The 22,084-nt window shown below is 74.4% G+C and carries 19 protein-coding genes; 13 read left to right on the forward strand and 6 right to left on the reverse strand.

All coding sequences use genetic code 11. From position 1 onward, the window contains the following. Positions 1–63: 63 nt before the first annotated feature. Entirely contained in the window at positions 64–1,692 is a 1,629-nt protein-coding gene (gene groL, locus XF36_RS28040; protein ID WP_060714268.1) for a chaperonin GroEL, read from the reverse strand. A 217-nt stretch (positions 1,693–1,909) separates the two neighbouring features. Between groL and glp the strand changes: the two genes are divergently transcribed. The 4 genes from glp (at position 1,910) to XF36_RS28060 (ending at position 7,745) form a co-directional block, all read left to right on the forward strand. After that, on the forward strand, positions 1,910–3,151 hold the full coding sequence (glp, locus tag XF36_RS28045) for a gephyrin-like molybdotransferase Glp (RefSeq protein ID WP_060714269.1): 1,242 nt from the start codon (positions 1,910–1,912) through the stop codon (positions 3,149–3,151). 603 nt (positions 3,152–3,754) lie between these two features. Continuing rightward, positions 3,755–4,465 carry a phosphatidylserine decarboxylase gene (locus XF36_RS28050; protein WP_060714270.1) on the forward strand — a complete coding sequence of 237 codons (711 nt, stop codon included), beginning with the start codon at positions 3,755–3,757 and terminating at the stop codon, positions 4,463–4,465. A gap of 10 nt (positions 4,466–4,475) precedes the next feature. Beyond that, positions 4,476–5,483 (forward strand): CDP-diacylglycerol--serine O-phosphatidyltransferase, encoded by a 1,008-nt coding sequence (gene pssA / locus XF36_RS28055; protein WP_060714271.1) that lies wholly within the window; start codon positions 4,476–4,478, stop codon positions 5,481–5,483. Between the two features lie 24 nt (positions 5,484–5,507). Continuing rightward, on the forward strand, positions 5,508–7,745 hold the full coding sequence (locus XF36_RS28060; RefSeq protein ID WP_060714272.1) for an AAA family ATPase: 2,238 nt from the start codon (positions 5,508–5,510) through the stop codon (positions 7,743–7,745). Positions 7,746–7,875: 130 nt separating this feature from the next. On the opposite strand, the gene XF36_RS29720 is transcribed toward XF36_RS28060, so the two are convergent. Together XF36_RS29720 and XF36_RS28070 are read right to left on the reverse strand one after the other, a co-directional pair. After that, positions 7,876–8,514, reverse strand: coding sequence for a LytR C-terminal domain-containing protein (locus XF36_RS29720; RefSeq protein WP_238589050.1), 639 nt, complete (start codon positions 8,512–8,514; stop codon positions 7,876–7,878). Between the two features lie 16 nt (positions 8,515–8,530). Then, a complete protein-coding gene (locus XF36_RS28070; protein WP_020622870.1) occupies positions 8,531–8,848 on the reverse strand; it encodes a DUF3263 domain-containing protein in 318 nt (105 codons plus the stop codon). Positions 8,849–9,052: 204 nt separating this feature from the next. On the opposite strand from XF36_RS28070, the gene XF36_RS28075 reads away from it, so the two are divergent. Together XF36_RS28075 and XF36_RS28080 are read left to right on the forward strand one after the other, a co-directional pair. Beyond that, entirely contained in the window at positions 9,053–9,634 is a 582-nt protein-coding gene (locus tag XF36_RS28075) for a peptide deformylase (RefSeq protein ID WP_060714274.1), read from the forward strand. A gap of 107 nt (positions 9,635–9,741) precedes the next feature. Beyond that, positions 9,742–10,017, forward strand: a complete 276-nt coding sequence (locus tag XF36_RS28080; RefSeq protein WP_145981544.1) for a hypothetical protein — start codon at positions 9,742–9,744, stop codon at positions 10,015–10,017. A gap of 6 nt (positions 10,018–10,023) precedes the next feature. Here the strand turns inward: XF36_RS28080 and XF36_RS28085 are convergent, their stop codons facing one another. Then, positions 10,024–10,629, reverse strand: coding sequence for a response regulator (locus tag XF36_RS28085; RefSeq protein ID WP_060715035.1), 606 nt, complete (start codon positions 10,627–10,629; stop codon positions 10,024–10,026). Positions 10,630–10,664: 35 nt separating this feature from the next. Continuing rightward, complete coding sequence (locus XF36_RS28090; protein WP_168169581.1) at positions 10,665–11,828, reverse strand: sensor histidine kinase; 1,164 nt, start codon at positions 11,826–11,828, stop codon at positions 10,665–10,667. Between the two features lie 120 nt (positions 11,829–11,948). Here XF36_RS28090 and XF36_RS28095 point away from each other — a divergent pair, with 120 nt between their 5' ends. After that, on the forward strand, positions 11,949–12,761 hold the full coding sequence (locus tag XF36_RS28095) for an ABC transporter ATP-binding protein (protein WP_060715036.1): 813 nt from the start codon (positions 11,949–11,951) through the stop codon (positions 12,759–12,761). After that, positions 12,758–14,869 carry an FtsX-like permease family protein gene (locus XF36_RS28100; protein ID WP_060714277.1) on the forward strand — a complete coding sequence of 704 codons (2,112 nt, stop codon included), beginning with the start codon at positions 12,758–12,760 and terminating at the stop codon, positions 14,867–14,869. The genes XF36_RS28095 and XF36_RS28100 overlap by 4 nt, the downstream gene beginning before the upstream one ends. Before the next feature lie 54 nt (positions 14,870–14,923). Here XF36_RS28100 and XF36_RS28105 read toward each other — a convergent pair whose 3' ends face one another. Next, positions 14,924–15,355 (reverse strand): nitroreductase family deazaflavin-dependent oxidoreductase, encoded by a 432-nt coding sequence (locus tag XF36_RS28105; RefSeq protein ID WP_060715037.1) that lies wholly within the window; start codon positions 15,353–15,355, stop codon positions 14,924–14,926. A 199-nt stretch (positions 15,356–15,554) separates the two neighbouring features. Here XF36_RS28105 and thiC point away from each other — a divergent pair, with 199 nt between their 5' ends. The 5 genes from thiC (at position 15,555) to XF36_RS28130 (ending at position 22,079) form a co-directional block, all read left to right on the forward strand. Continuing rightward, positions 15,555–17,204, forward strand: coding sequence for a phosphomethylpyrimidine synthase ThiC (gene thiC, locus XF36_RS28110; protein ID WP_060714278.1), 1,650 nt, complete (start codon positions 15,555–15,557; stop codon positions 17,202–17,204). Positions 17,205–17,402: 198 nt separating this feature from the next. Beyond that, positions 17,403–18,254, forward strand: a complete 852-nt coding sequence (thiD, locus tag XF36_RS28115; protein ID WP_060714279.1) for a bifunctional hydroxymethylpyrimidine kinase/phosphomethylpyrimidine kinase — start codon at positions 17,403–17,405, stop codon at positions 18,252–18,254. Between the two features lie 191 nt (positions 18,255–18,445). Then, positions 18,446–20,707 carry a xanthine dehydrogenase family protein molybdopterin-binding subunit gene (locus XF36_RS28120; protein ID WP_060714280.1) on the forward strand — a complete coding sequence of 754 codons (2,262 nt, stop codon included), beginning with the start codon at positions 18,446–18,448 and terminating at the stop codon, positions 20,705–20,707. After that, complete coding sequence (locus XF36_RS28125) at positions 20,704–21,264, forward strand: (2Fe-2S)-binding protein (protein WP_060714281.1); 561 nt, start codon at positions 20,704–20,706, stop codon at positions 21,262–21,264. The genes XF36_RS28120 and XF36_RS28125 overlap by 4 nt, the downstream gene beginning before the upstream one ends. Then, positions 21,261–22,079, forward strand: a complete 819-nt coding sequence (locus tag XF36_RS28130; RefSeq protein ID WP_060714282.1) for an FAD binding domain-containing protein — start codon at positions 21,261–21,263, stop codon at positions 22,077–22,079. The genes XF36_RS28125 and XF36_RS28130 overlap by 4 nt, the downstream gene beginning before the upstream one ends. The last annotated feature ends 5 nt before the right edge of the window (positions 22,080–22,084 follow it).

A 22,084-nucleotide genomic window follows, 5' to 3' on the forward strand; every position in this document is an offset into this window, starting at 1 on the left:
CGGCACCGGCGAACCGGTACCGCCCCGCGGGGTGGTGCTGTGTGCCTGGTGAGGCAGGACCGATCAGAAGTCCATGCCGCCCATGCCACCGGTCGGGTCGGCGGGGGCGCCGCCGCCCTTCTCCGGCTTGTCGGCGATGACCGCCTCGGTGGTGAGGAACAGGGCCGCGATGGAGGCCGCGTTCTGCAGCGCAGAGCGGGTCACCTTGGCGGGGTCGATGATCCCGGCCTTGACCAGGTCCTTGTACTCGCCGTTGGCCGCGTCGAGCCCCTCACCGGTGGGCAGGTTGCGGACCTTCTCCGCGACGACGCCGCCCTCGAGGCCGGCGTTGACCGCGATCTGCTTGAGCGGTGCCTCCAGCGCGACCTTGACGATGTTCGCGCCGGTGGCCTCGTCACCGTCCAGGCCGAGCCCCTCGAAGAGGCCGGCACCGGCCTGGATGAGCGCCACGCCGCCGCCGGCGACGATGCCCTCCTCGACGGCCGCCTTCGCGTTGCGGACGGCGTCCTCGATGCGGTGCTTGCGCTCCTTGAGCTCGACCTCGGTCGCCGCGCCGGCCTTGATGACGGCGACGCCGCCGGCCAGCTTGGCGAGACGCTCCTGGAGCTTCTCGCGGTCGTAGTCGGAGTCGGTGCGGTCGATCTCGGCGCGGATCTGGTTGACCCGGCCGGCGATCTGGTCGGCGTCACCGGCGCCGTCGACGATGGTGGTCTCGTCCTTGGTCACGACGACCTTGCGGGCGGTACCCAGCAGGGACAGGTCGGCGGTGTCGAGCTTGAGGCCGACCTTCTCCGAGATGACCTCGCCACCGGTCAGGATGGCCATGTCGGCGAGCATCGCCTCGCGGCGGTCACCGAAGCCCGGGGCCTTGACGGCGACGGACTTGAAGGTACCGCGGATCTTGTTGACGACCAGGGTGGCCAGGGCCTCGCCCTCGACGTCCTCGGCGATGATCGCCAGCGGCTTGCCCGACTGCATGACCTTCTCCAGCAGCGGGAGCAGGTCCTTGACGGTCGAGATCTTGGAGGAGACCAGGAGGACGTAGGGGTCCTCCAGCTCGACCTCCATGCGCTCGGCGTCGGTCACGAAGTAGGGCGAGATGTAGCCCTTGTCGAAGCGCATGCCCTCGGTGAGCTCGAGCTCGAGCCCGAAGGTCTGCGACTCCTCGACGGTGATGACGCCTTCCTTGCCGACCTTGTCCATCGCCTCGGCGATGAGCTCGCCGATCTGCGGGTCGGCGGCCGAGATGGAGGCCGTGGCAGCGATCTGCTCCTTGGTCTCGATCTCCTTGGCCGACTTCAGCAGCGCCTGGGAGACGGCCTCGGTGGCCTTCTCGATCCCGCGCTTGAGCGACATCGGGTTCGCGCCGGCGGCCACGTTGCGCAGGCCCTCACGGACCAGCGCCTGGGCCAGCACGGTGGCGGTGGTGGTGCCGTCACCGGCGATGTCGTCGGTCTTCTTGGCGACCTCCTTCACCAGCTCGGCGCCGATCTTCTCCCAGGAGTCCTCGAGCTCGATCTCCTTGGCGATCGACACACCATCGTTGGTGATGGTCGGCGCGCCCCACTTCTTCTCGAGCACGACGTTGCGGCCCTTCGGACCCAGCGTCACCTTGACGGCGTCGGCGAGGGTGTTCATGCCCCGCTCGAGGCCGCGACGGGCCTCCTCGTCGAACGCGATCTGCTTCGCCATGGGGGTGTTGCCCTCCGATAGAGGTGAGTCGAGTGATCGGATGCGGTGCCCGCGACGGACGCCCGGCAACCCTGCGCCGGACTCACCGACCCGACCTTGGCACTCCACGGACACGAGTGCCAGTGGATGCTAAGCCCGTTTCTAGCACTCGCCCGTGGAGAGTGCAAGCGGGCCCGCCCGGCTGCGGGCCTCGCGCGGGGGCGGGCAGGATGGGGTCATGAGCACCTGGTCGCAGGCCGGTCCGCGCACCGTCTCCGAGCATGCCGCGGCGGTCGCGGCCCTGCTCCCGCCGACCGGGACCGAGCAGGTCGCGCTGGCCGAGGCGAGCGGCCGGGTGTTGGCCGAGGACCTGACGGCGGGCGTCGCGCTGCCGCCCTTCGACAACTCCGCGATGGACGGCTACGCGGTGCGCGCCGGGGAGCTGGCCGGTGCCTCCCCCGGGGCGCCGCTGGAGTTCGCGGTGTCGACCGACATCCCGGCCGGGCGCACCGACGTCCCCGGGCTGGCGCCGGGCACGGTCGCCCGGATCATGACGGGTGCCCCGGTGCCCGCGGGTGCCGACGCGATCGTGCCGGTGGAGCGGACCGACGCCGGCGTCGAGCGGGTCCGTATCACCGAGGCCCCCGAGGTGGGCGCGTTCGTGCGCCGGGCGGGGGAGGACGCGGCGGCCGGCGCCGTCGTGTTGCGGGCCGGGACCGTGCTGGCCGCCCCCCAGATCGGGCTCGCCGCCGCCGTCGGCCGGGCGGAGCTGCCGGTGCGCCGCCGCCCGCACGTGCTGGTGCTGTCCACCGGCTCGGAGCTCGTCGCCCCGGGGGGCCCGCTGGAGCCGGGACAGATCTACGAGTCCAACGGCACGATGCTCGCCGTCGCGGTCCGGGAGGCCGGCGGGACCGCCGAGCAGCTGTCCTTCGTCCCCGACGACGTCGAGCGGTTCCGGGCGGTGCTCGCGGAGCGGGTCGGCGAGGGCGTGGACCTGGTCCTCACCTCCGGCGGGGTGAGCGCGGGCGCCTACGAGGTCGTCAAGGACGCCATGACCGGCCACGGCGTGGAGTTCGGCAAGGTCGCGATGCAGCCCGGCGGCCCACAGGGCTGCGGACTACTCGAGCTGGGCGGGGTCGAGGTCGCCACTGTCACCCTGCCCGGGAACCCGGTGAGCTCGCAGGTGTCCTTCGAGGTGTTCGTCCGGCCCGCGCTCCGGGCGGCGGTCGGCCATCCCGCGCCGGCGCGGCCGGTGGTGACGGCGCGACTGTCCGGGGCGCTGTCGTCACCCGCCGGGCGCCGCCAGTTCCGGCGCGGTCTGCTCGACGCCGCCGCCGGGACCGTGTCGGAGGTGGGATCCGCCGGGTCGCACCTGATCGCGGCGCTCGCCAGGGCCGACTGCCTGATCGACCTGCCCGCCGACACGACCGCCGTCGCCGACGGCGAGCAGGCCGCGGTCTGGCTGCTCGACGCCCCGTGACCCGACGTCGGTGGTCGTGCGTGTGCCGCGCCGAGCGGTGACGTGCGGAGCCGAACGGGCCGGCATGGCGTCCAGGTGTCGCCAGCAGGACTGCGCTGTGCAACGGGCCCGCCACTCACGCGGATGTGCGGCTGCGCCGAAAGTGTGAGCTGTTTCATGGGCAGCCGGGGCAACGATCTCACCGCGCGCGACGTCGTGAAGGGTGTCCGTTCGGCCGAAAGAGGTAGATCACGGCGGACATCCGTCGTGATCTGGACTGCCGGTCATCGGAGAGGAATACTTTCCGCTGTGGAGGGGTAGACCCTTTACAGCACAAGACCCACCGCCCGTCGCTGGGGAGCGGACGAGCGGTTCCACGGCCGGGGTCGTCGTCTCGGGGGACGACGGCCCCGGCCCTTTTCGTGCCCTCGACCGGGCCCGCGGGATCGCGCACCGCATGCGGACGGCGTCGGGCACGAACGACCGATCATGCCACCGGTCGCGCCCCGGCACGGGGACCCCCGAATCCTCGGCGTGTCCCGGTCGTCCCGCCGGACGGCCGTCCGCGGCGCCCGCGTAGCGTTGGTGATCCCCTACCGGAGCATCAGGAGCCGACGACCCACCATGGCCGAAGGAACCGGGACCTCCCCGACCCACATCGCCCGGCTGGTCCGGGACGCGATCCCCCCGATGCACCCGGGTGGCCGTCCGATCGTCGCCGGTGTGGCGCTCGCCGCGGCGGGAGTGCGTGCGCTCACCGGCCGGGGCACCCTGCCTGGTCTGCTCGCCACCGCGGCCACCGCGCTGTTCTTCCGCGACCCCGTCCGCACCCCGCCGCTGCGCACCGACGCCGTGCTGGCCCCCGCCGACGGCACGGTCGCCACCGTGACCGAGACGGTCCCGCCCGCCGAGCTCGACCTGCCGCGCGTCCCGCACACCCGGGTCTCGATCTTCCTGACCGTGCTGGACGTGCACGTGCAGTGGGTCCCGGTGCACGGCCGCGTCGCGCGGGTGCAGTACTCGCCCGGCACGTTCCTGTCGGCGGACCTGGACAAGGCCAGCGAGGACAACGAGCGCAACGCGATCACCGTGGTCCGTGCCGACGGGGTCGGGGTCGGGGTCGTGCAGATCGCCGGCCTGCTGGCCCGCCGGATCGTCTGCGCCCTGCGCGACGGCGACGAGGTCGCCGCGGGCGAGCGGTTCGGTCTCATCCGGTTCGGGTCGCGGGTGGACACCTACCTCCCGCCCGGGACGACCGCGCTGGTCCGCCCCGGCCAGCGGACCGTGGGCGGGGAGACCGTGCTCGGCCTGGTGGCCGAGGCGGCGGAGCGCTGAGGTCGTGGGGATGTCCCGCCCCGCCGGCGGATACCCGGCCGGCGTGCGGCTGCTGCCCAACGCGGTCACCGTCCTCAACCTCTGTGCGGGCCTGACCGCGGTCTACTTCGCGCTCCAGTCGCGCTTCGACTTCGCGATCGTCGCCATCCTCGTGGCCGCACTCTGCGACGCCCTCGACGGTGGCCTGGCCCGGCTGCTCGACGCGTCCAGCCGGATCGGCGCCGAGCTCGACTCGCTGGCCGACCTGGTGTCCTTCGGCGTCGCCCCCGCCCTGGTCGTCTACATCTGGGCGTTCGAGGGGACCCGGGCCGGCTGGATCGTGGCCCTGGTGTTCGCGGTGTGCATGGCGCTGCGCCTGGCCCGCTTCAACACCCTGATCGATGACGACAGCGCCCCGCCGTTCGCCCGCGAGTTCTTCGTCGGCGTCCCGGCACCCGCGGCCGCGCTGACCGCGGGCATCCCGCTCTACCTCTGGCTGCACTTCGGCCAGGGCTGGTGGTCGGAGCGGCCGCTGGTCGGGGTCTGGGCGCTGGTCACTGCCGGGCTCATGGTCAGCCGCATCCCGACGCTGTCGCTCAAGACGGTCCGGGTCTCGCCCCGCGCCACCCGCTGGCTGCTGGTCGGCGTGGCCGCGGTCGTCGCGATCCTGATCACGATCCCGTTCCTCGGCATCGCCGTCGCCGGGGTCGCCTATCTGCTGCTCCTGCCCTGGACGGCCTACCGCTACCGCTGGCTCTCGCGCCACCCCGAGGCGTGGGACGTGCCGACCCGCCAGCGCCGCGCCGTCGCCCGCGCGGCCCGGTCCGCCCGTCGGCTCGGTCTGCGACCGCCGCTGCGCCGCCGGGTCGCCGGCCGGGCCGGGGCGGTGGCCCGGGGTGTCCGGCGCCGGCTCGACCCGGAGGGCGAGGCCCGCCGCGACGGCCTGCGCGACACCCGCGCCGTCCGCGACCCGCGCGGTCCGGGCGTCGCCGCCGCGCCCCGCGGTTCCGGCCGCCGCCTCGGCCTGCGCCGTCGCTGACCCCGACCCTCCGGAGGACCGCCCGTGCTGGAGCTCGTCGCCCGACTGGCCCCCGCGGCCGCCGACGCCCGCCGTGGCGTCGTCCGCCTGCACCCCGAGGTGCTCGCCGCGCTCGGCCTGCGCTCCTGGGACGCGGTGACCCTCACCGGGGCCCGGGTCACCGCGGCGCTCGCCGTCGCCGGTGCGCCGGGCGACCCGCACGGGCAGGCCCGGCTCGACGACGTCACCCTCTCCAACGCCGGGCTGACCGACGGCGCGACCGTCGTCGTCGCGCCGGCGCCGGTCACCGCGGCCCGGGAGGTGCGCCTGGTCGGGTCCGCGCTGACCACCGCCACGGTCGCCCCGGCGACGCTGCGACTCGCCCTGCTGGGGAAGGTCCTGGTACGCGGTGACGCCGTGTCCCTGCTCCCGCAGGACATCGCCCCGGCGGCCGGGTCCGACGTCCGCTCGGTGCGTCGTGCGCTGGCCGCGGCCGTCGGCGGGATGTGGACCTCGGAGCTGCTGACCGTCGCCGTCGCCGATCCGGCCGGACCGGTCGTGGTGACGCCGTCGACGGTGGTGGCCTGGCAGGGCGGTCGGGACAGCTCCCCCGCCCCGTCCCCTGCCGCGGCCGCGGGAGCCGCTCCGGGGGCGGAGGAGGGGCCCGGTGGGCCCACCGGATCCACCGAGCCCGTGGTGCCGCTGGAGGACCTCGTCGCGAACGAGGCCGTCGCGCACCGGCTGCTGGACTGGTTCGAGCTGATGTTCCGCCGCCCGGAGCTGCTGACCCGGCTCGGCGGCGACGCCCGGCTCGGCGTGCTCGTCTCCGGGCCGGAGGGCGCGGGCAAGGCGACCCTGGTGCGCAGCGCGGCCGCGGCGGCGGGCGTGCGCTGCGTGGAGCTCGTCGCCCCGGCCGTCGCCGCCGTCGAACCCGCCGCCGCGGCCGAGCGGGTCCGGGCGGCGATCGCGCAGGCCCGCAGCGGCGGGGCGGGTGCCGACGGCCCCGCGGTGCTGCTCGTGCACGACGCGCACGCCCTGCTCCCCGCCACCGCCCCGCCGCCGCTGGCCACCCTGGTGCTCGACGAGCTGCGCGTGGCGACCGCGCCGGGCGGGCCGGCACTCGTCGTCACCAGCGCCGAGCCGGAGGCGCTGGACCCGCGGCTGCGGGCGCCCGACCTGGTCGACCGCGAGCTGTCGGTCGGCCTCCCCGATGCCGCGACCCGCCGTGCCCTGCTGGAGCGGATGCTGGCCGACGTGCCCCGGTCCGACGACGTCGACCTGGGCGCGGTCGCCGCCCGGACGCCCGGCTTCGTCGTCGCCGACCTGGCGGCGGTCCGCCGGGAGGCCGCGGTGAGCGCGGCACTGCGCGGCACGGGCACCGAGCCCACCGAGCAGGTCCGCCAGTCCGACCTGCTCGACGCCGTCGGCGCGGTCCGGCCGATCTCGCTGTCCGGCGGCGGCACGCTGGGCAGCGGCGGCCTCACCCTCGACGACGTCGGTGACATGACCGAGGTCAAGGCGGCCCTCACCGAGGCGGTCCTGTGGCCGCTGCGCCACCCGGACTCGTTCGCCCGGCTCGGGGTCGACGCCCCGCGCGGGGTGCTGCTCTACGGCCCGCCGGGCGGTGGCAAGACGTTCCTGCTGCGTGCGCTCGCCGGCTCCGGTGACCTCAACGTGTTCGCGGTGAAGGGCGCCGAGCTGCTCGACAAGTACGTCGGCGAGTCCGAGCGGGCGGTCCGCGAGCTGTTCCGCCGGGCGGCCGAGGCCGCTCCGGCACTGATCTTCCTTGACGAGGTCGACGCGCTCGCCCCGCGCCGTGGGGGCTCCACCGACGCCGGGGTGGCCGACCGCGTCGTCGCCGCGCTGCTGACCGAGCTGGACGGGGCCACACCGCTGCGCGAGGTCGTCGTGGTCGGGGCGACCAACCGGCCCGAGCTGATCGACCCGGCGATGCTGCGTCCGGGCCGGCTGGAGCGGCTGGTCTTCGTCCCGCCGCCGGACGCCGACGCGCGGGCGGACATCCTGCGCGCGGCGGGCCGCGACGTGCCGCTGGCCGAGGACGTCGACCTCGACGCGCTCGCCTCCGAACTGGACGGCTACTCGGCGGCGGACTGCGCGGCGCTGCTGCGCGAGGCGGCGCTGACCGCGATGCGGGAGTCCCTCGACGCGGGCGAGGTGACCGCGGCGCACCTGGCGACGGCACGTCGCACCGTGCGGGCGTCGCTGGACCCGGCGCAGGTCGCCGAGCTGGAGGCCTACGCCCGCCGCCGCAGCGACGGCTGAGCCGCCGCGCCCGGGGTGTCGCAGCACCCCCGGAACGGCGCAGCCCGGCCACCGGAACCGCGCAGCGGCCCCGGACGGATCGTCCGGGGCCGCTGCGGTCGGTCGTGTCAGGCGGCGGAGAAGTCCCTCGTCACGATGACGATGACGCCGGGCGTCGCGTCCTGGATGCCGTCGAAGCGGGGCTCGGAACGGATGCCGAACTTCTTCGCGATCTCCTCGGCCGCGGCCTTCTCGGCGGTGCCCTGCCGGTAGTAGACGGTCGTGGTCGGGATGACCCCTCGGAGTAGTTCTGCACCTGGGACACGGTCCAACCGTTGGTACGGAACTCCCCGGCAGCCTTCTCGGCGAGACCGCGGATGGTCGAGTTGTTGTAGATCCGCACGACCGGCCGGGCCGCGACCGCGGACCCCTCTCCGGCGGCGGAGCCGGAGCCGCCCTGGCCCGCGGCGACGGCCGGGCCGGCGCCCTCGTACCCGGGGGAGCCCGGCGTGCCGGGCGCTCCGGGGGTGAACGGTGAGGTCTCCCCGGGCGTGCCCGGGGCGGGGGTGGCGCCGGTGCCGGGCGTGGCGCCGTCGCCGGTGCCGTCCCCCGGAGCGGGAGCCGGGGCGGGCTCGGCCGACGCCGACGGGGGCGCGGCCTGGTTGCCGCCGTCCTCACCGCCGCCGGTGAGGCCGATCAGGCCGACGACAGCGGCGACCACACCGACGCCGACCAGCGCGATACCGGCGATCTTCAGCGGTGACTGCCCACCGGACGCGGGTGCGGTCATCGTGACCTCCTGGCTGTCAGGGCTCGAGGCCGAGGCGACGGGCGGCGCGGGTGCGCTGCCTGCTGGAGCGCAGCCGGCGCAGGCGCTTGACCAGCAGCGGGTCCACCGCCAGCGCCTCCGGCTTGTCGACCAGGGCGTTCAGCACCTGGTAGTAGCGGGTGGCCGACATGTCGAACAGCTCGCGGATCGCCTGCTCCTTGGCACCCGCGTACTTCCACCACTGGGCCTCGAACGCGAGGATCTCGCGTTCGCGGCGGTCGAGCTCGCGGGAGGACACGGCAGCGGTGCGCCGGTGCGCTCCGCGGCGTTCCGGCAGGGACCCGGCGGACTCCATCACGCTCCTCGAGCGGACGACGATCTCGTACTGCGGCGGCCCCGCCCGGGCACCGCGACGACGAACGACACGTCTGTCATTCGCGGTGCGGATTCAACCACAGGGGACCGACGGTCCCCGGCCGCGACGCGCCTGGAGAGCGGGTCGGTCCACAACGAAACCGCCCGGCCGGGTCACCTCCGGCGGCGACCGTAGGCTGCTCCGGTGACGGTTCTGCGCATCCGCATGGTCGGCGACCCCGTGCTCCACACCCCCACCCGCCCCGTCGTCACGGTCGACGACTCGGTCCGGACGCTGGTCGAGGACATGTTCGAGACGATGGCGGCCGCGAACGGCGTCGGCCTCGCGGCCAACCAGGTGGGCGTGGACCTGCGGCTGTTCGTCTTCGACTGCCCCGACGAGGAGACCCGCACCATGCGCCGCGGGCTCGTCGTCAACCCGGTGCTGGAGACCTCGGAGATCCCGGAGATCATGCCGGACCCGGACGACGACCAGGAGGGCTGCCTGTCGGTGCCCGGCGAGAACTTCGCGACCGGCCGGGCGGAGTGGGCCCGGGTGACCGGCACCGATCTCGACGGCGAGCCCGTGTCGTACGAGGGGCGCGGCTTCTTCGCCCGCTGCATGCAGCACGAGACCGACCACCTCGACGGGCGTCTGTACCTGGACCGGCTGATGGGCCGCCACCAGCGCGCGGCGAAGAAGATGCTCAGGCGCAACGGCTGGGGCTCCCCGTCGGACTCCTGGGACCCGTCGGCCGTCGAGGCGGAGGACGTCCCCCGGGGATGACCCCGGGGGCGACCCCGGGAGTCATACCCCGGTACTAGGGGTCGACCTGGGAGAACCGGCCCCACGACCGATGTGGCGGGGTGCTCCCCGGGGGCATCGTGGACGCCATGGTGCTCACGATCCTCGCAGTCCTCCCCGTCCTCGCCGTGCTGCTCGTCATGGCCGCGCAGCCGCTGTTCGAGCTGTGGGACGCCCGCGCGTCCGAACGCGGCGCCGCCCAGCTCGGTGCGCAGACCCCGCTGCCCGACGACGACGTGCCCGCGCCGCTGTCGGCCGCGCCCACCGCGTACCCGGAGGCGCTCGGCGACGTCGTCGCCCCGCTGCGGATCCCGGCGCAGCGCCGCCCGCTCACCCCGGTCGGCCGGAACGCCGCCCGGGTCTGAACGGCGCTACTCGACCAGCCGGTTCTCCCAGGCCCACGCCGCGATCTCCACCCGGTTGCGGGCATCCAGCTTGGACCCGATGTTGGCGATGTGGGTCTTCACCGTCGACAGCGACACGAACAGGTCCCCGGCGATCTCGGAGTTCGTCCGGCCGCGGGCGACCGCCTTCACGACCTCCAGCTCGCGCGGTGAGAGCGTGGCGTGGACGTCGGCGCGGGCCGGCTCCGGCTCGGTCAGCCGCTCCAGCAGCCGCACGGTGACCGACGGCGACACCAGCGCGTCGCCCGCCGCGGCGGCGCGGACCGACTCGACGAGCAGCCGCGGGCCCGCCGTCTTCAGCAGGAACCCGCAGGCGCCCGAGCGCAGCGCACCGTAGACGTACTCGTCCAGGTCGAACGTCGTGACCACCACGATCCGCGGCGGGTCCGGGTCCGCGGTCAGCGCGCGGGTCGCGGCGATCCCGTCCATCCCCGGCATCCGGACGTCCATGAGCACGACGTCCGGGCGCAGCCCGCGGGCCATGGCGACGGCGTCGGTGCCGGTGGCGGCCTCCCCGACGACCTCGATGCCGTCCTCGGCGGACAGGATCAGTCCGAACCCGGTGCGCACCATCTCCTGGTCGTCGGCGAGCAGGACCCGGATCGCGTTCACCGGCCGTCCCCGGCCGGCACCTCGGCGACGACGATCCACCGGCCGGGGCCGTCCGCCCCGGCGTGCAGCGACCCGCCGAGGGCCTCCACCCGTTCCCGCATCCCCGCCAGCCCGTACCCGCCCGGGTCGCGCAGCGGGTTCTCCGTCCCGGTCCCGTCGTTGTGCACCACGGTCACCAGCCTGCCCGCCTGCAGATGGAGGCCGACCGTCACCCTGCTCGCGCCGGGCGCGTGCCGGTGCACGTTGGTCAGTGCCTCGCGCACCACCCGGAACGCGGTCGCCGCGACGGCCGGGCCGAGCCGGGCCGTCCGCACCTCGGGTGCGATCTCCAGCCGGGCCCGGCCGCCGTCGGGGTCGAAGCGGGCGACGACGTCGTCGATGTCGTCGAGGCCGTGTCCGGGGGTGCGCACGGCCCCGTCCCCGGTGTCGTCCCGGGCGCCCGAGCGCAGCACGCCGACCATGCGGCGCATCCCGTCGAGGGCCTCCGCACCGGCCCGCTCGATCGCCTCCAGGGCCCGGCCGGCCTCCTCCGGGCGGCTGCCCGCGACGACCACGCCGGCCTGCGCCGCCACCACGATCGCGGTGACGTGGTGGGCGACGGTGTCGTGCAGCTCGCGGGCCAGCTCGAGCCGCTCGTCGTTGCGGGTCTGGGCGAGCCGGGCCGAGCGGCGCTGCCACAGCTCGCGCGCCGCGGTCGCGACGATCATCGTGCCGGCCCAGCCGACCAGGGTCAGGCTGGCGAACAGCTCGCGTTCGATGGTCGGCAGGCGCAGCAGTGGCATGCTCACGATGACGCACAGCGACGCCGCCGCCGCCGCGATCACCGCCCGGACCGGTGCGGTCCGCACCGTCGACACCGTGATCACGGCCAATGCGAACAGCTCGGTCAGCGACAGGAACGGGATCCCGCCGGTCAGCAGGGCCACGATCGAGCCGCACGCGGACAGCCCGAACGCGATCGCCGCGACGGCGAGCGGGCGGGTGCCCGTCCGGTACCGGAGGAGCACGATGCCCGCCACGAACAGGCCGTACACCGCACCGCTCGTCGACCCGAAGCCCGAGCTCAGGACCAGGGCGGCGTCGCACAGCGCCCAGAACAGGTAGGCGAGCAGCTCGAGCCCGACCAGGATGTTCCGGCCGCGGCGTGTTCCGGCGTTCATGGTGATCACGGTAGGGCGCGCCGTGGCCCGTCGCCCTCGGTCGGAAGTACGACGACCCGTCGGTGAACTCCGTACCACGGGCTGATGCCCCGGTGCCCTCTCGACGGCACCGTGAGCGCCATGATCCATGGTTCGAGGAATCCGGCCGACGTGCCCGAGCGGATCGCCGCCGCGACGGTGAACCTGGTCCGCACCTACGGGAGCGGCCGGGCCGCGGTCCGCGCACTGGACGGGGTCACGCTGTGGCTGCCCGCGGGCCGGTTCACCGCGGTGATGGGGCCGAGCGGGTCGGGCAAGTCCACGCTGCTGCACTGCCTGGCCGGTCTGGACCGGCCGACGTCGGGGCAGGTGCTGCTGGGCGAGACCGACCTGGGGGCCCTGAACGAGTCCGCGCTGACCCGCGTTCGGCGCGACCGGATGGGATTCGTCTTCCAGGACGGCAACCTGCTGCCACACCTGACCGCGGGCGAGAACATCGACCTCGCGGCCTCGCTGGCCGGGCGCCGGCCGAACCACGCGTGGCGGGCCGAGCTCGTCGAGCGGCTGGGCATCGGCGACCGGCTCACCCACCTGCCGTCGGAGCTGTCCGGCGGGCAGCGCCAGCGCGTCGCGGTGGCCAGGGCGCTGCTGGGCCGCCCTGAGATCGTCGTCGCCGACGAGCCGACCGGTGCCCTCGACACCCGCTCCGGGCGTGAGCTGCTGGGTCTGCTGCGGGCCTGCGTGGACGACTACGGCCAGACCGTCGTCATGGTCACCCACGACCCGCTGGCGGCCGCGGCGTCGGACCAGGTGCTGCTGCTGCGCGACGGCCGTGCCGCGGGCCGGCTGGACCGGCCCACCCCGGACCGGGTGCTGTCCGCGATGGGCGCGCTCACCGGTGCCGGTACCCCCGCGATCGCCGACGCCACGATCACCGGTCCGGTGGCCCGGTGAACCCGGCGACCCGCGCGGCCGTCGCCGGGGCCCGGCGCAACCCGCGTCAGCTGCTGCTGACCGGGCTCGCCGTGCTGGTGGCGACGGTGTTCGCCGCCGCAGCGGTGCTGCTGACGGCGAGCCTGCGCGCCGACCTCCTGGGCAACACGTCCTCGGTGCCCGCGGGCGCGACGTTCGCCCTGGAGACCGACACCTCGTCGGGAGCCGCCACGACGGAGCTGGACGGCCGGCTGCGCGCGCTGTCGGGGGTGACCGCGGTGTCGACCTCCAGGTCGGGTGCGGTCGCCGTCGTCGCGGGCGGCGCGAGCGGCACCTGGTTGCTGAGCACCGACCCGATGACCGGGCCGCTGCAGGGGCTGGAGCCGCTGACGGCCGGTCGCCTGCCCGCCGGCCCGGGGGAGGCGCTGGTCGGGGCGAGCACCGCGGAGCGCACCGGGCTCGCCCCCGGCGCCACGGTCGGCCTCGGAGACCGCACGCTGACGGTCACCGGGGTGGTGCCGGTCCGGTCCGAGGGCATCGACGCGCTCGTCGTCCGCGACGACGACCCGGCCGCCGCGGGGCTGTCCGCCTACCGCACCGCGGTCGCCGGGAAGCCGGACCCGACCGCGCTCGCCGCCGTCCCGGGCGTCACCGGGGTCCGGACCGCCGACGACCAGCGCACCGAGGACCTGGCGTCGGCCTCGGCGTCGGCGGACGCGCTGCTGGCCGGGCTGTCGGTGTTCGTCGGGCTGGCGCTGGTCGCCGCGGCCGTGGTGGTCGCCTCGACGTTCCGGATCGTGCTGGCCCGCCGCACCCGTGAGCTGGCGCTGCTGCGCTGCGTCGGTGCGGGCCGCGGGCAGGTGGTGCGGTCGGTGCTGGCCGAGGCGGCGCTCACCGGACTGGTCGCGGGGGTCGCCGGGGCGGCCGTCGCCGTCGCGGGCGGGTGGGTCGCCCTGGCGGCGGCGGGCGCGGCCGGGATGAGCGCCCCGGCGCTCGTGGTGCCGTGGGGGCGGATCGCGGGATGCGTTCTGCTCGCCGTCGTCGTGACGGTGCTGGCGGCGCTGGCCCCGGCGCTCGCCGCCGGCCGGACCCCGCCGGTGGTGGCGCTCGGTGCGGCGGACGCGAGCGGTGCACGCGCGCCGCGGGCCCGGGTGCGGCTGTCGCTCGCCGTGGTCTCGCTCGTCCTGGCGGTGCTGCTCGCCGTCGCCGGCGTCGCCGTGGGGAGCCCGCTGGGCGGGCTGGTGCTGGCTGCGCTGTCCGGGATGCTGGTGTTCGCGGCGCTCGTGGCGACCGGGCCGTTCGTGGTGTCCGGGGCCGCGGCGCTGGTGGCGCCGGTCGTCGCGCGGTGGGCGCCGGGGCGGATCGCGGTGGGCAACGCGCGCCGGATGTCTCGGCGTACCGCGGCGATGACGACGGTGCTGTCGCTGGGCGTGGGGCTGACCGCAGCGATGCTCGTCGCCGTGGCAGGCGCCTCGGCGGACGTCACGGCGTCCCTCGAACGGGACTACCCGGCCGACATCGTCGTGTACGCCGACGCCGGCGAGGCCGCGTCGCTCGCCGCCCGGCTCGACGCCGTGCCCGAGCTGACCGCTCGGGAGGCCGACAGCCTCGTGCTCGTCGACCCGGCGCCGGGGGCCGACCCGGTGGCCGTGCGGACCGCGGTGGTGCGGGCCGCGGGCGATGCACCGGTCACGTTCACCGCGGAGCTGCGCGAACAGACCGAGACCGCGGTCGGCGCCGTCCGAGGGGTCGGACTGGGCCTGGTCGGGGTGACGTTGCTGGTGGCGGTCGTCGGGATCGGGGTGACCCTGGCGCTGTCGGTCAGCGAGCGGACCCGGGAGATCGCGTTGCTGCGCACGCTCGGGCTGTCGCGGGCCGCGTCACGGCGCGCGGTCGCGATCGAGGCGGCGCTCGCCGGCGCGGTCGCGGCGGTGCTCGGCGTCGTGCTGGGAGGTGTCTACGGCCTGCTGGCGCTGACGGCGTCCGGCCTCGGATCGCTCACGGTGCCGCCGCTGGGCCAGCTCGCCGGGCTGGCGGTCGCGGTGGTCGCGGTCGCAGTGCTCGCGTCGGTGGGGCCGTTGCGCCGCGCCGGGCGGATCGAGCCCGCACACGGCGTCGTCGCGGCGTGAGGGCGCACCCGCGCGCCGGACCGGGGGGTCGGGCGCGCGGGGTGCCCCGGTGGGTCAGCTCACGGGCTCCAGCACGAACACCGGGATGACCCGGGAGGTCTTCTCCTGGTACTCGGCGTAGGGCGGGTAGGCCTCGACGGAGCGGTCCCACCACTCCTGTCGCTCGTCGCCGGAGACCTCGCGGGCGACGAACGTCCCGGTCCGGGTGCCGTCCTGCACCTGGACCTGCGGGTTCGCGACCACGTTGTGGTACCAGGCCGGGTGCTCCGGGGTGCCGCCCTTGGAGGCGATCATCGCGTAGGAACCGTCGTGCTCGACGCGCATCACCGGCACGTAGCGCTTCTTGCCGGACTTCGCGCCGGTCGTCGTGACCAGGATGATCGGGCGGTCCATGACCGTGACGCCCTCGGTGGTGCCGTTCTCGAGGATCTTCTCGGTCTGCTCGCGGACCCAGTCGGTCGGGGAGAGCTCAGCATTCTGCGTCATACCGGTGGAGAACCCGATACCACCGGTGATCATTCCTCGCAGCCGGGTGAGGGGCTGGTGTCCGTCGCCGGACGGTGCCTACGGTGCGGGTGCACGACCAACTGAACACGCGGGAGCTCCGTCGCGCGGGGCTGAGAGGGCGACTCGCCGGTCGCCGACCGCAGAACCGGCCGGGTAATGCCGGCCAGGGAGGACCGTCATGACAACGGCACCAGTGCGTCCGCACCAGGTCACCACCGGCCCGATCCAGGGCTCGGCCAAGGCCTGGATCGAGGGCCCGGACGGCATCTCAGTCCCGGTCCGGCGGATCGCCCTCTCCACCGGTGAGCACCACGACGTCTACGACACCTCCGGCCCCTACACCGACGCCCACGCCGTGATCGACCTGCACGCCGGGCTGCCCCGGCTGGGGGAGCCGTGGGTGTCCTCGCGGGAGCCGGGGACCCAGATGTCCTGGGCACGGGCTGGGATCGTCACCCCCGAGATGGCCTACATCGCTGTCCGCGAGGGGTGCGACGCGGAGCTCGTCCGCGCCGAGGTCGCCCGCGGCCGGGCCGTGATCCCGGCCAACCGCAACCACCCCGAGTGCGAGCCGATGATCATCGGCAAGCGGTTCCTCACCAAGGTCAACGCCAACATCGGCAACTCCGCGGTGAGCTCCTCGATCGCCGAGGAGGTCGAGAAGATGGTGTGGGCGACCCGGTGGGGCGCCGACACCGTGATGGACCTGTCCACCGGCCGCGACATCCACGAGACCCGCGAGTGGATCCTGCGCAACTCCCCGGTCCCGATCGGCACCGTCCCGATCTACCAGACCCTGGAGAAGTGCAACGGTGACCCGGCGGCGCTGAGCTGGGAGATCTACCGCGACACCGTGATCGAGCAGTGCGAGCAGGGCGTGGACTACATGACCGTGCACGCCGGGGTGCTGCTGCGGCACGTCCCGCTCACCGCGAAGCGGGTCACCGGGATCGTCTCCCGCGGCGGCTCGATCATGGCCGCGTGGTGCCTGGCGCACCACAGCGAGTCGTTCCTGTACACCCACTTCGCCGAGCTGTGCGAGATCCTGCGCCGCTACGACGTCACGTTCTCCCTCGGCGACGGCCTGCGCCCCGGCTCGATCGCCGACGCCAACGACACCGCGCAGCTCGCCGAGCTCGCCACCCTCGGCGAGCTGACCCGGATCGCCCGCGCCCACGACGTGCAGGTCATGATCGAGGGCCCCGGCCACGTCCCGATGGACAAGATCGTCGAGAACGTGCGGCTGGAGGAGGAGTGGTGCGACGAGGCGCCGTTCTACACCCTCGGCCCGCTGGCCACCGACATCGCGCCCGGCTACGACCACATCACCTCCGCGATCGGCGCCGCCCGCATCGCCGAGGCCGGCACCGCGATGCTCTGCTACGTCACGCCGAAGGAGCACCTGGGCCTGCCGAACCGCGACGACGTCAAGGTCGGGGTGATCAGCTACAAGATCGCCGCGCACGCCGCGGACCTGGCCAAGGGACACCCGCACGCCCAGGCCCGCGACGACGCGTTGTCGGCGGCCCGGTTCGAGTTCCGCTGGCGCGACCAGTTCGCGCTCTCGCTCGACCCGGACACCGCGACCGCCTACCACGACGAGACCCTGCCGGCCGAGCCCGCGAAGACCGCGCACTTCTGCTCGATGTGCGGGCCGAAGTTCTGCTCGATGAAGATCACCCAGGACGTCCGGGAGTACGCCGAGGCGCACGGGCTGACGAGCGTCGAGGCGATCGAGGCCGGGATGGCGGAGAAGTCCGGGGAGTTCCGCGACGAGGGCGGCCGGGTGTACCTGCCGATCTCCGCATCGGACCCCGCCTCGGACTGAGGCTCCGGGCCGGGGGTGTGCACCGCCGGGGCCGCGGGACCCACCCGCGGCCCCGGCACCGTCTACCGTCGTCGGCGACACCACGCACGACGCGGGAGCTCGCGGAGCAGGCGGGCTGAGAGGGCGGCCGGGTCCCACCGGGACCGGCGTCGCCGACCGCGGACCGGCCGGGTAATGCCGGCCAGGGAGGACACGTCCATGGAACCCACCGTCGGCACCACACCCCCGCGGGTCATGACGATCGCCGGCACCGACTCCGGTGGTGGCGCGGGCATCGCCGCGGACCTCCGTGCGTTCGCCGCCTGCGGGGTGCACGGGTGCCTCGCCGTCTGCGCGGTGACCGTGCAGAACTCGGTCGGGGTCACCGGCGTGCACACCGTCCCGGTCGACACGATCACCGGGCAGATCGCCACGGTCGCCTCCGACATCGGGCTGCAGGCCGCGAAGACCGGGATGCTCGCGAACGCCGAGATCATCGGGACCGTCGCGCGGGCCTGCGACGAGAACGGCATCGGCGCCGGCCTGGCCACGCCACTGGTCGTCGACCCGGTCGCGGCCTCGATGCACGGGGACCCGCTGCTCGCCGCCGAGGCCCTCGACGCCTACCGGCACACGCTGTTCCCGCGGGCCACGCTGGTCACCCCGAACCTCGACGAGATCCGGCTGCTCGTCGAGCACGACGTCCACGACCGGGACGGCCAGTACGCGGCGGCGAAGGCGCTGCACGCGCTCGGGCCGCGCGCGGTCCTGGTCAAGGGCGGTCACCTCACCGATGACACCGACGGCTGCCTGGACCTCCTCTACGACGGCGACACGGCCGTCGAGCTGCCCGGCCCGCGCTTCGACACCGGCCACACCCACGGCGGCGGGGACTCCCTCGCCGCCGCGATCGCGTCCGGGCTCGCCCGCGGGATGGAGCTGGAGGCGGCGGTCCGGTTCGGGAAGCGCTACATCGTCGAGGCGGTCCGCCACGCCTACCCGCTGGGCGCCGGGCACGGGCCGGTCTCGCCGCTGTGGGCCGTGCGGCCGTGGTGGGACGACGGCGACTGACCCTCGCCATCGTCGCGCCCGCGAGATGCATGCGAACTCAACAACTCCGAGGTCGGGAACGACCGGCCCGTCACACGCCGCAGATGCGGCGCAGTGCTCGCGCGTCGCTCCGCGAAGGGTGCCCTGACCTGGGGATCAGTGACTGTGGTCTGCATCGCACTCGTCCGTGGAGATGTATACGCTTCCGCGCGATGAGCATCTTGGGCACCCGCGTCGTCCGCACCGAGGATCCGGTCTTCCTCACGCGCGGCGCGACCTACACCGACGACCTGACCGAGGAGCGGCTGACCGGGGCGTTGCACCTGACGCTCGTCCGCTCCCCGCTGGCCCACGCGACGATCACCTCGATCGACACCTCGGCGGCGCTCGCGGCGCCGGGCGTCGTCGCCGTCGTCACCGGCGCCGACCTGGACATCGCCCCGGCGCTGCTGTTCCCGGGCGCGAACAAGGCGATGACCCGTCCGTTCCTCGCGACCGACCGCGTGCGGTTCGTCGGCGAGCCGGTCGCCGCGGTCCTCACCGAGGAGTACTACCAGGGCGAGGACGCGGCCGAGCTGGTCGACGTCGAGTACGAGCCGCTGGACGTGGTGATCGACCCGCTGGAGGCCGTCCGCGACGAGACGCTGCTGTTCCCCGAGGCCGGGACCAACACCGCGGCCGCCTACGGGTTCGACGAGGAGCCGGACGCGTCGTTCTTCGACGGCTGCGAGGTCGTCGTCACCCGGGACCTGGTGAACCAGCGCCTGGCCGCGGCCCCGCTGGAGACGCGCGCCGCGAGCGCCTTCTGGGAGGGCGACCACCTCACCGTCTACATGTCCAACCAGAACGCCCAGGGTGGCCGCGACGAGATCGCCGGCTGGCTGGACCTGGACAAGGACAAGGTGCGGGTCGTTCTGCCCGACGTCGGCGGCGGCTTCGGCGCGAAGATCGGGTCGGACCCGGAGTTCGCCCTCGTCGCGTGGCTCGCGAGGCAGCAGGGGCGTCCGGTCCGCTGGAACGAGTCCCGCTCGGAGAACATGACCGGCATGGTGCAGGGCCGCGCCCAGCGCCAGACCGTCACCATCGGCGGCACCCGCGAGGGCCGGGTCACCCACTACCGGATCGACGTCGTGCAGGACCTGGGTGCCTACCCGCGTCTGGGCACCTTCCTGCCGATGTTCACCCGCATGATGGCGCCCGGCACCTACGACATCGCGAACGTCGACTCCCGCGCGCGCACCGTCGTCACCAACACGACCTCGATCGCGGCCTACCGCGGCGCCGGGCGTCCGGAGGCGACCGCCGCGATCGAGCGGGCGATGGACCTGTTCGCCGCCGAGATCGGCAAGGACCCGGCCGAGGTCCGCAAGATGAACGTCGTCGCCCCGGACCGGTTCCCGTTCCAGACCAAGGGCGGCGTCGAGTACGACTCCGGCGAGTACGCCAAGGCCATCGACCTGGCCCTGGAGAACGCCGGCTACGACCGGCTGCGCGCCGAGCAGAAGGCCCGCCGCGAGCGCGGCGACGCCCGCCAGCTCGGTATCGGCGTCTCCTCCTACGTCGAGATCACCGGCGGCGGCGCCTTCGCCGAGGACGCCTCGGTGGAGGTGCACCCGGACGGCTCGGTGACCGTGCTGACCGGCACCTCCCCGCACGGGCAGGGCCACGCCACGGCGTGGTCGATGCTCGCCTCCGACCAGCTCGGCGTCCCGATCGAGAAGATCACCGTCAAGCACGGCGACACCGACCTCGTCCCGCGTGGCGGCGGCACCATGGGATCCCGGTCGCTGCAGACCGGCGGCGTCGCGGTGCACCAGGCCTCGGTCGAGCTGATCGACCTGGCCAAGCAGCGCGCGGCCGACCTGCTCGAGGCGGGCGTCGACGACCTGGAGCTCGACCCGGCGAACGCCGCGATCACCGTCAAGGGCGTCCCCGGCGCGAAGTCGGTGACCCTCGCCGAGCTGGCGGCGGCCGAGCCGCTCAAGGTCGACACCACCTGGGACGGCAGGAAGCCGACCTTCCCGTTCGGCTCGCACGTCTGCGTCGTCGAGGTCGACACCGAGTCCGGCAAGGTGACGGTCGAGAAGATCGTCGCCGTCGACGACGCGGGCCCGATCCTCAACCCGCTGCTCTGCGACGGGCAGCGGCACGGCGGGATCGCCCAGGGCATCGCGCAGGCGCTGCTGGAGGAGGTCGTCTACGACGAGGAGGGCCAGCCGCTGACCGGCACCTTCGCCGACTACGGCATCCCGTCGGCGGCCGAGCTGCCCAGCTTCGACCTGGTCGAGATGACGACCCCGACCCCGGTCAACCCGATGGGCTACAAGGGCATCGGCGAGGCCGGGACGATCGGCTCCACCCCCGCGACCCAGAGCGCGGTCATCGACGCCCTTTCCCACCTCGGCGTCACGCACATCGACATGCCCCTGACCCCGATGCGGGTCTGGGAAGCCGTCCAGGAGGCCTCCAAGTGAAGGTCGAGATCACCGTCAACGGTGAGCCCACCAGCGCCGACGTGGAGCCCCGCCAGCTGCTCGCGCACTACCTGCGGGAGACCGTCGGGCTGAAGGCCACCAACATCGGCTGCGACACCACGTCCTGCGGCGCGTGCACCGTGCTGCTCGACGGCGACGCGGTCAAGTCGTGCACCGTGCTGTCGGTGCAGGCCGACCAGCAGTCGGTCACCACCATGGAGGGGCTCGACGGCGCGTCCGAGGGCCGGCCCGAGCACCGGGTCACCGCGGCGTTCCGGTCCGAGCACGGGCTGCAGTGCGGTTTCTGCACCCCGGGCATGGTCATGTCCGCGGTGTCGCTGATCAGCCACGACGACGACCTGGACGAGCGGAAGGTCCGCGAGGGACTGGAGGGCAACCTCTGCCGCTGCACCGGCTACCACAACATCGTGCGCGCGGTGCTCGTCGCCGCGGGCAAGGACCCGGACGCCGCGCAGAAGGCCGAGGCCGAGTCCGACGCGCTGCGCACCGCGCCCGGCTTCTCCCGTGGCGAGTCCGCCGAGGAGGCCCGCGCATGATCCCCCTCGCCTTCGACTACGCCCGCCCGGACACCCTCGACGACGCCATCGCGCTGCTCGCCGAGAAGGGCGAGGACGCCAGCGTCCTGGCCGGCGGGCACTCGCTGATCCCGGTCATGAAGGTGCGCCTCGGCGCGCCGGAGTTCCTGATCGACATCGGCCGGCTGCCGGAGCTGTCCTACATCCGCGTCGAGGGCGACGAACTCGCCGTCGGCGCGGCGACCAAGCACCGCGACGTCGTCGACTCGGCCGAGGTCGCGGCGGAGGTCCCGCTGCTCGGGGCCGTCGCCCGTACCGTCGGCGACCCGCAGATCCGGGCCCGGGGCACGCTGGGCGGCACCGTCGCCCACGCCGACCCGGCCGCGGACCTGCCCGCCGCGCTGCTCGCGCTGGACGCCACCGTCGTCCTGCAGGGGCCGCGCGGGAAGCGGACCGTGCCGATCGGCGAGTTCTACACCGGCGTGTTCACCACCGTGCGCGAGCCCGACGAGCTGATCGTCGAGATCCGCATCCCGCGCTGCGGTGACCGGGGCTGGGCGTACGAGAAGTTCACCCGGCGCAGCAACGACTGGGCGATCGTCGCCGTCGCGGTGTCCGGTGACCGGATCGGCCTGGTCAACATGGGGTCGACCGCGCTGCGGGCGTCCGCGACCGAGCAGGCGCTCGCCGACGGGCGCTCGGTCGCCGAGGCGGCCGCGCTGGCCGCCGAGGGCACCGAGCCGCCGGCGGACACCCACGGGTCGGTCGCGTACCGCACCCACCTGGTGCAGGTGCTGACCCGGCGCGCGCTCGAGACGGCGCGCGGCCAGGGCTGAGCCAC

Source organism: Pseudonocardia sp. HH130629-09, assembly GCF_001294645.1.
Taxonomy (GTDB): domain Bacteria; phylum Actinomycetota; class Actinomycetes; order Mycobacteriales; family Pseudonocardiaceae; genus Pseudonocardia.

Excerpts from the sequence above, each read along its gene's own strand:
- groL (WP_060714268.1), bottom strand. The coding sequence starts at position 1,692 with ATGGCGAAGCAGATCGCGTTCGACGAGGAGGCCCGTCGCGGCCTCGAG.
- glp (WP_060714269.1), top strand. The coding sequence starts at position 1,910 with ATGAGCACCTGGTCGCAGGCCGGTCCGCGCACCGTCTCCGAGCATGCC.
- XF36_RS28050 (WP_060714270.1), top strand. The coding sequence starts at position 3,755 with ATGGCCGAAGGAACCGGGACCTCCCCGACCCACATCGCCCGGCTGGTC.
- pssA (WP_060714271.1), top strand. The coding sequence starts at position 4,476 with ATGTCCCGCCCCGCCGGCGGATACCCGGCCGGCGTGCGGCTGCTGCCC.
- XF36_RS29720 (WP_238589050.1), bottom strand. The coding sequence starts at position 8,514 with ATGACCGCACCCGCGTCCGGTGGGCAGTCACCGCTGAAGATCGCCGGT.
- XF36_RS28070 (WP_020622870.1), bottom strand. The coding sequence starts at position 8,848 with ATGGAGTCCGCCGGGTCCCTGCCGGAACGCCGCGGAGCGCACCGGCGC.
- XF36_RS28080 (WP_145981544.1), top strand. The coding sequence starts at position 9,742 with ATGGTGCTCACGATCCTCGCAGTCCTCCCCGTCCTCGCCGTGCTGCTC.
- XF36_RS28085 (WP_060715035.1), bottom strand. The coding sequence starts at position 10,629 with ATGGTGCGCACCGGGTTCGGACTGATCCTGTCCGCCGAGGACGGCATC.
- XF36_RS28090 (WP_168169581.1), bottom strand. The coding sequence starts at position 11,828 with ATGAACGCCGGAACACGCCGCGGCCGGAACATCCTGGTCGGGCTCGAG.
- XF36_RS28095 (WP_060715036.1), top strand. The coding sequence starts at position 11,949 with ATGATCCATGGTTCGAGGAATCCGGCCGACGTGCCCGAGCGGATCGCC.
- XF36_RS28105 (WP_060715037.1), bottom strand. The coding sequence starts at position 15,355 with ATGACGCAGAATGCTGAGCTCTCCCCGACCGACTGGGTCCGCGAGCAG.
- thiC (WP_060714278.1), top strand. The coding sequence starts at position 15,555 with ATGACAACGGCACCAGTGCGTCCGCACCAGGTCACCACCGGCCCGATC.
- thiD (WP_060714279.1), top strand. The coding sequence starts at position 17,403 with ATGGAACCCACCGTCGGCACCACACCCCCGCGGGTCATGACGATCGCC.
- XF36_RS28120 (WP_060714280.1), top strand. The coding sequence starts at position 18,446 with ATGAGCATCTTGGGCACCCGCGTCGTCCGCACCGAGGATCCGGTCTTC.
- XF36_RS28130 (WP_060714282.1), top strand. The coding sequence starts at position 21,261 with ATGATCCCCCTCGCCTTCGACTACGCCCGCCCGGACACCCTCGACGAC.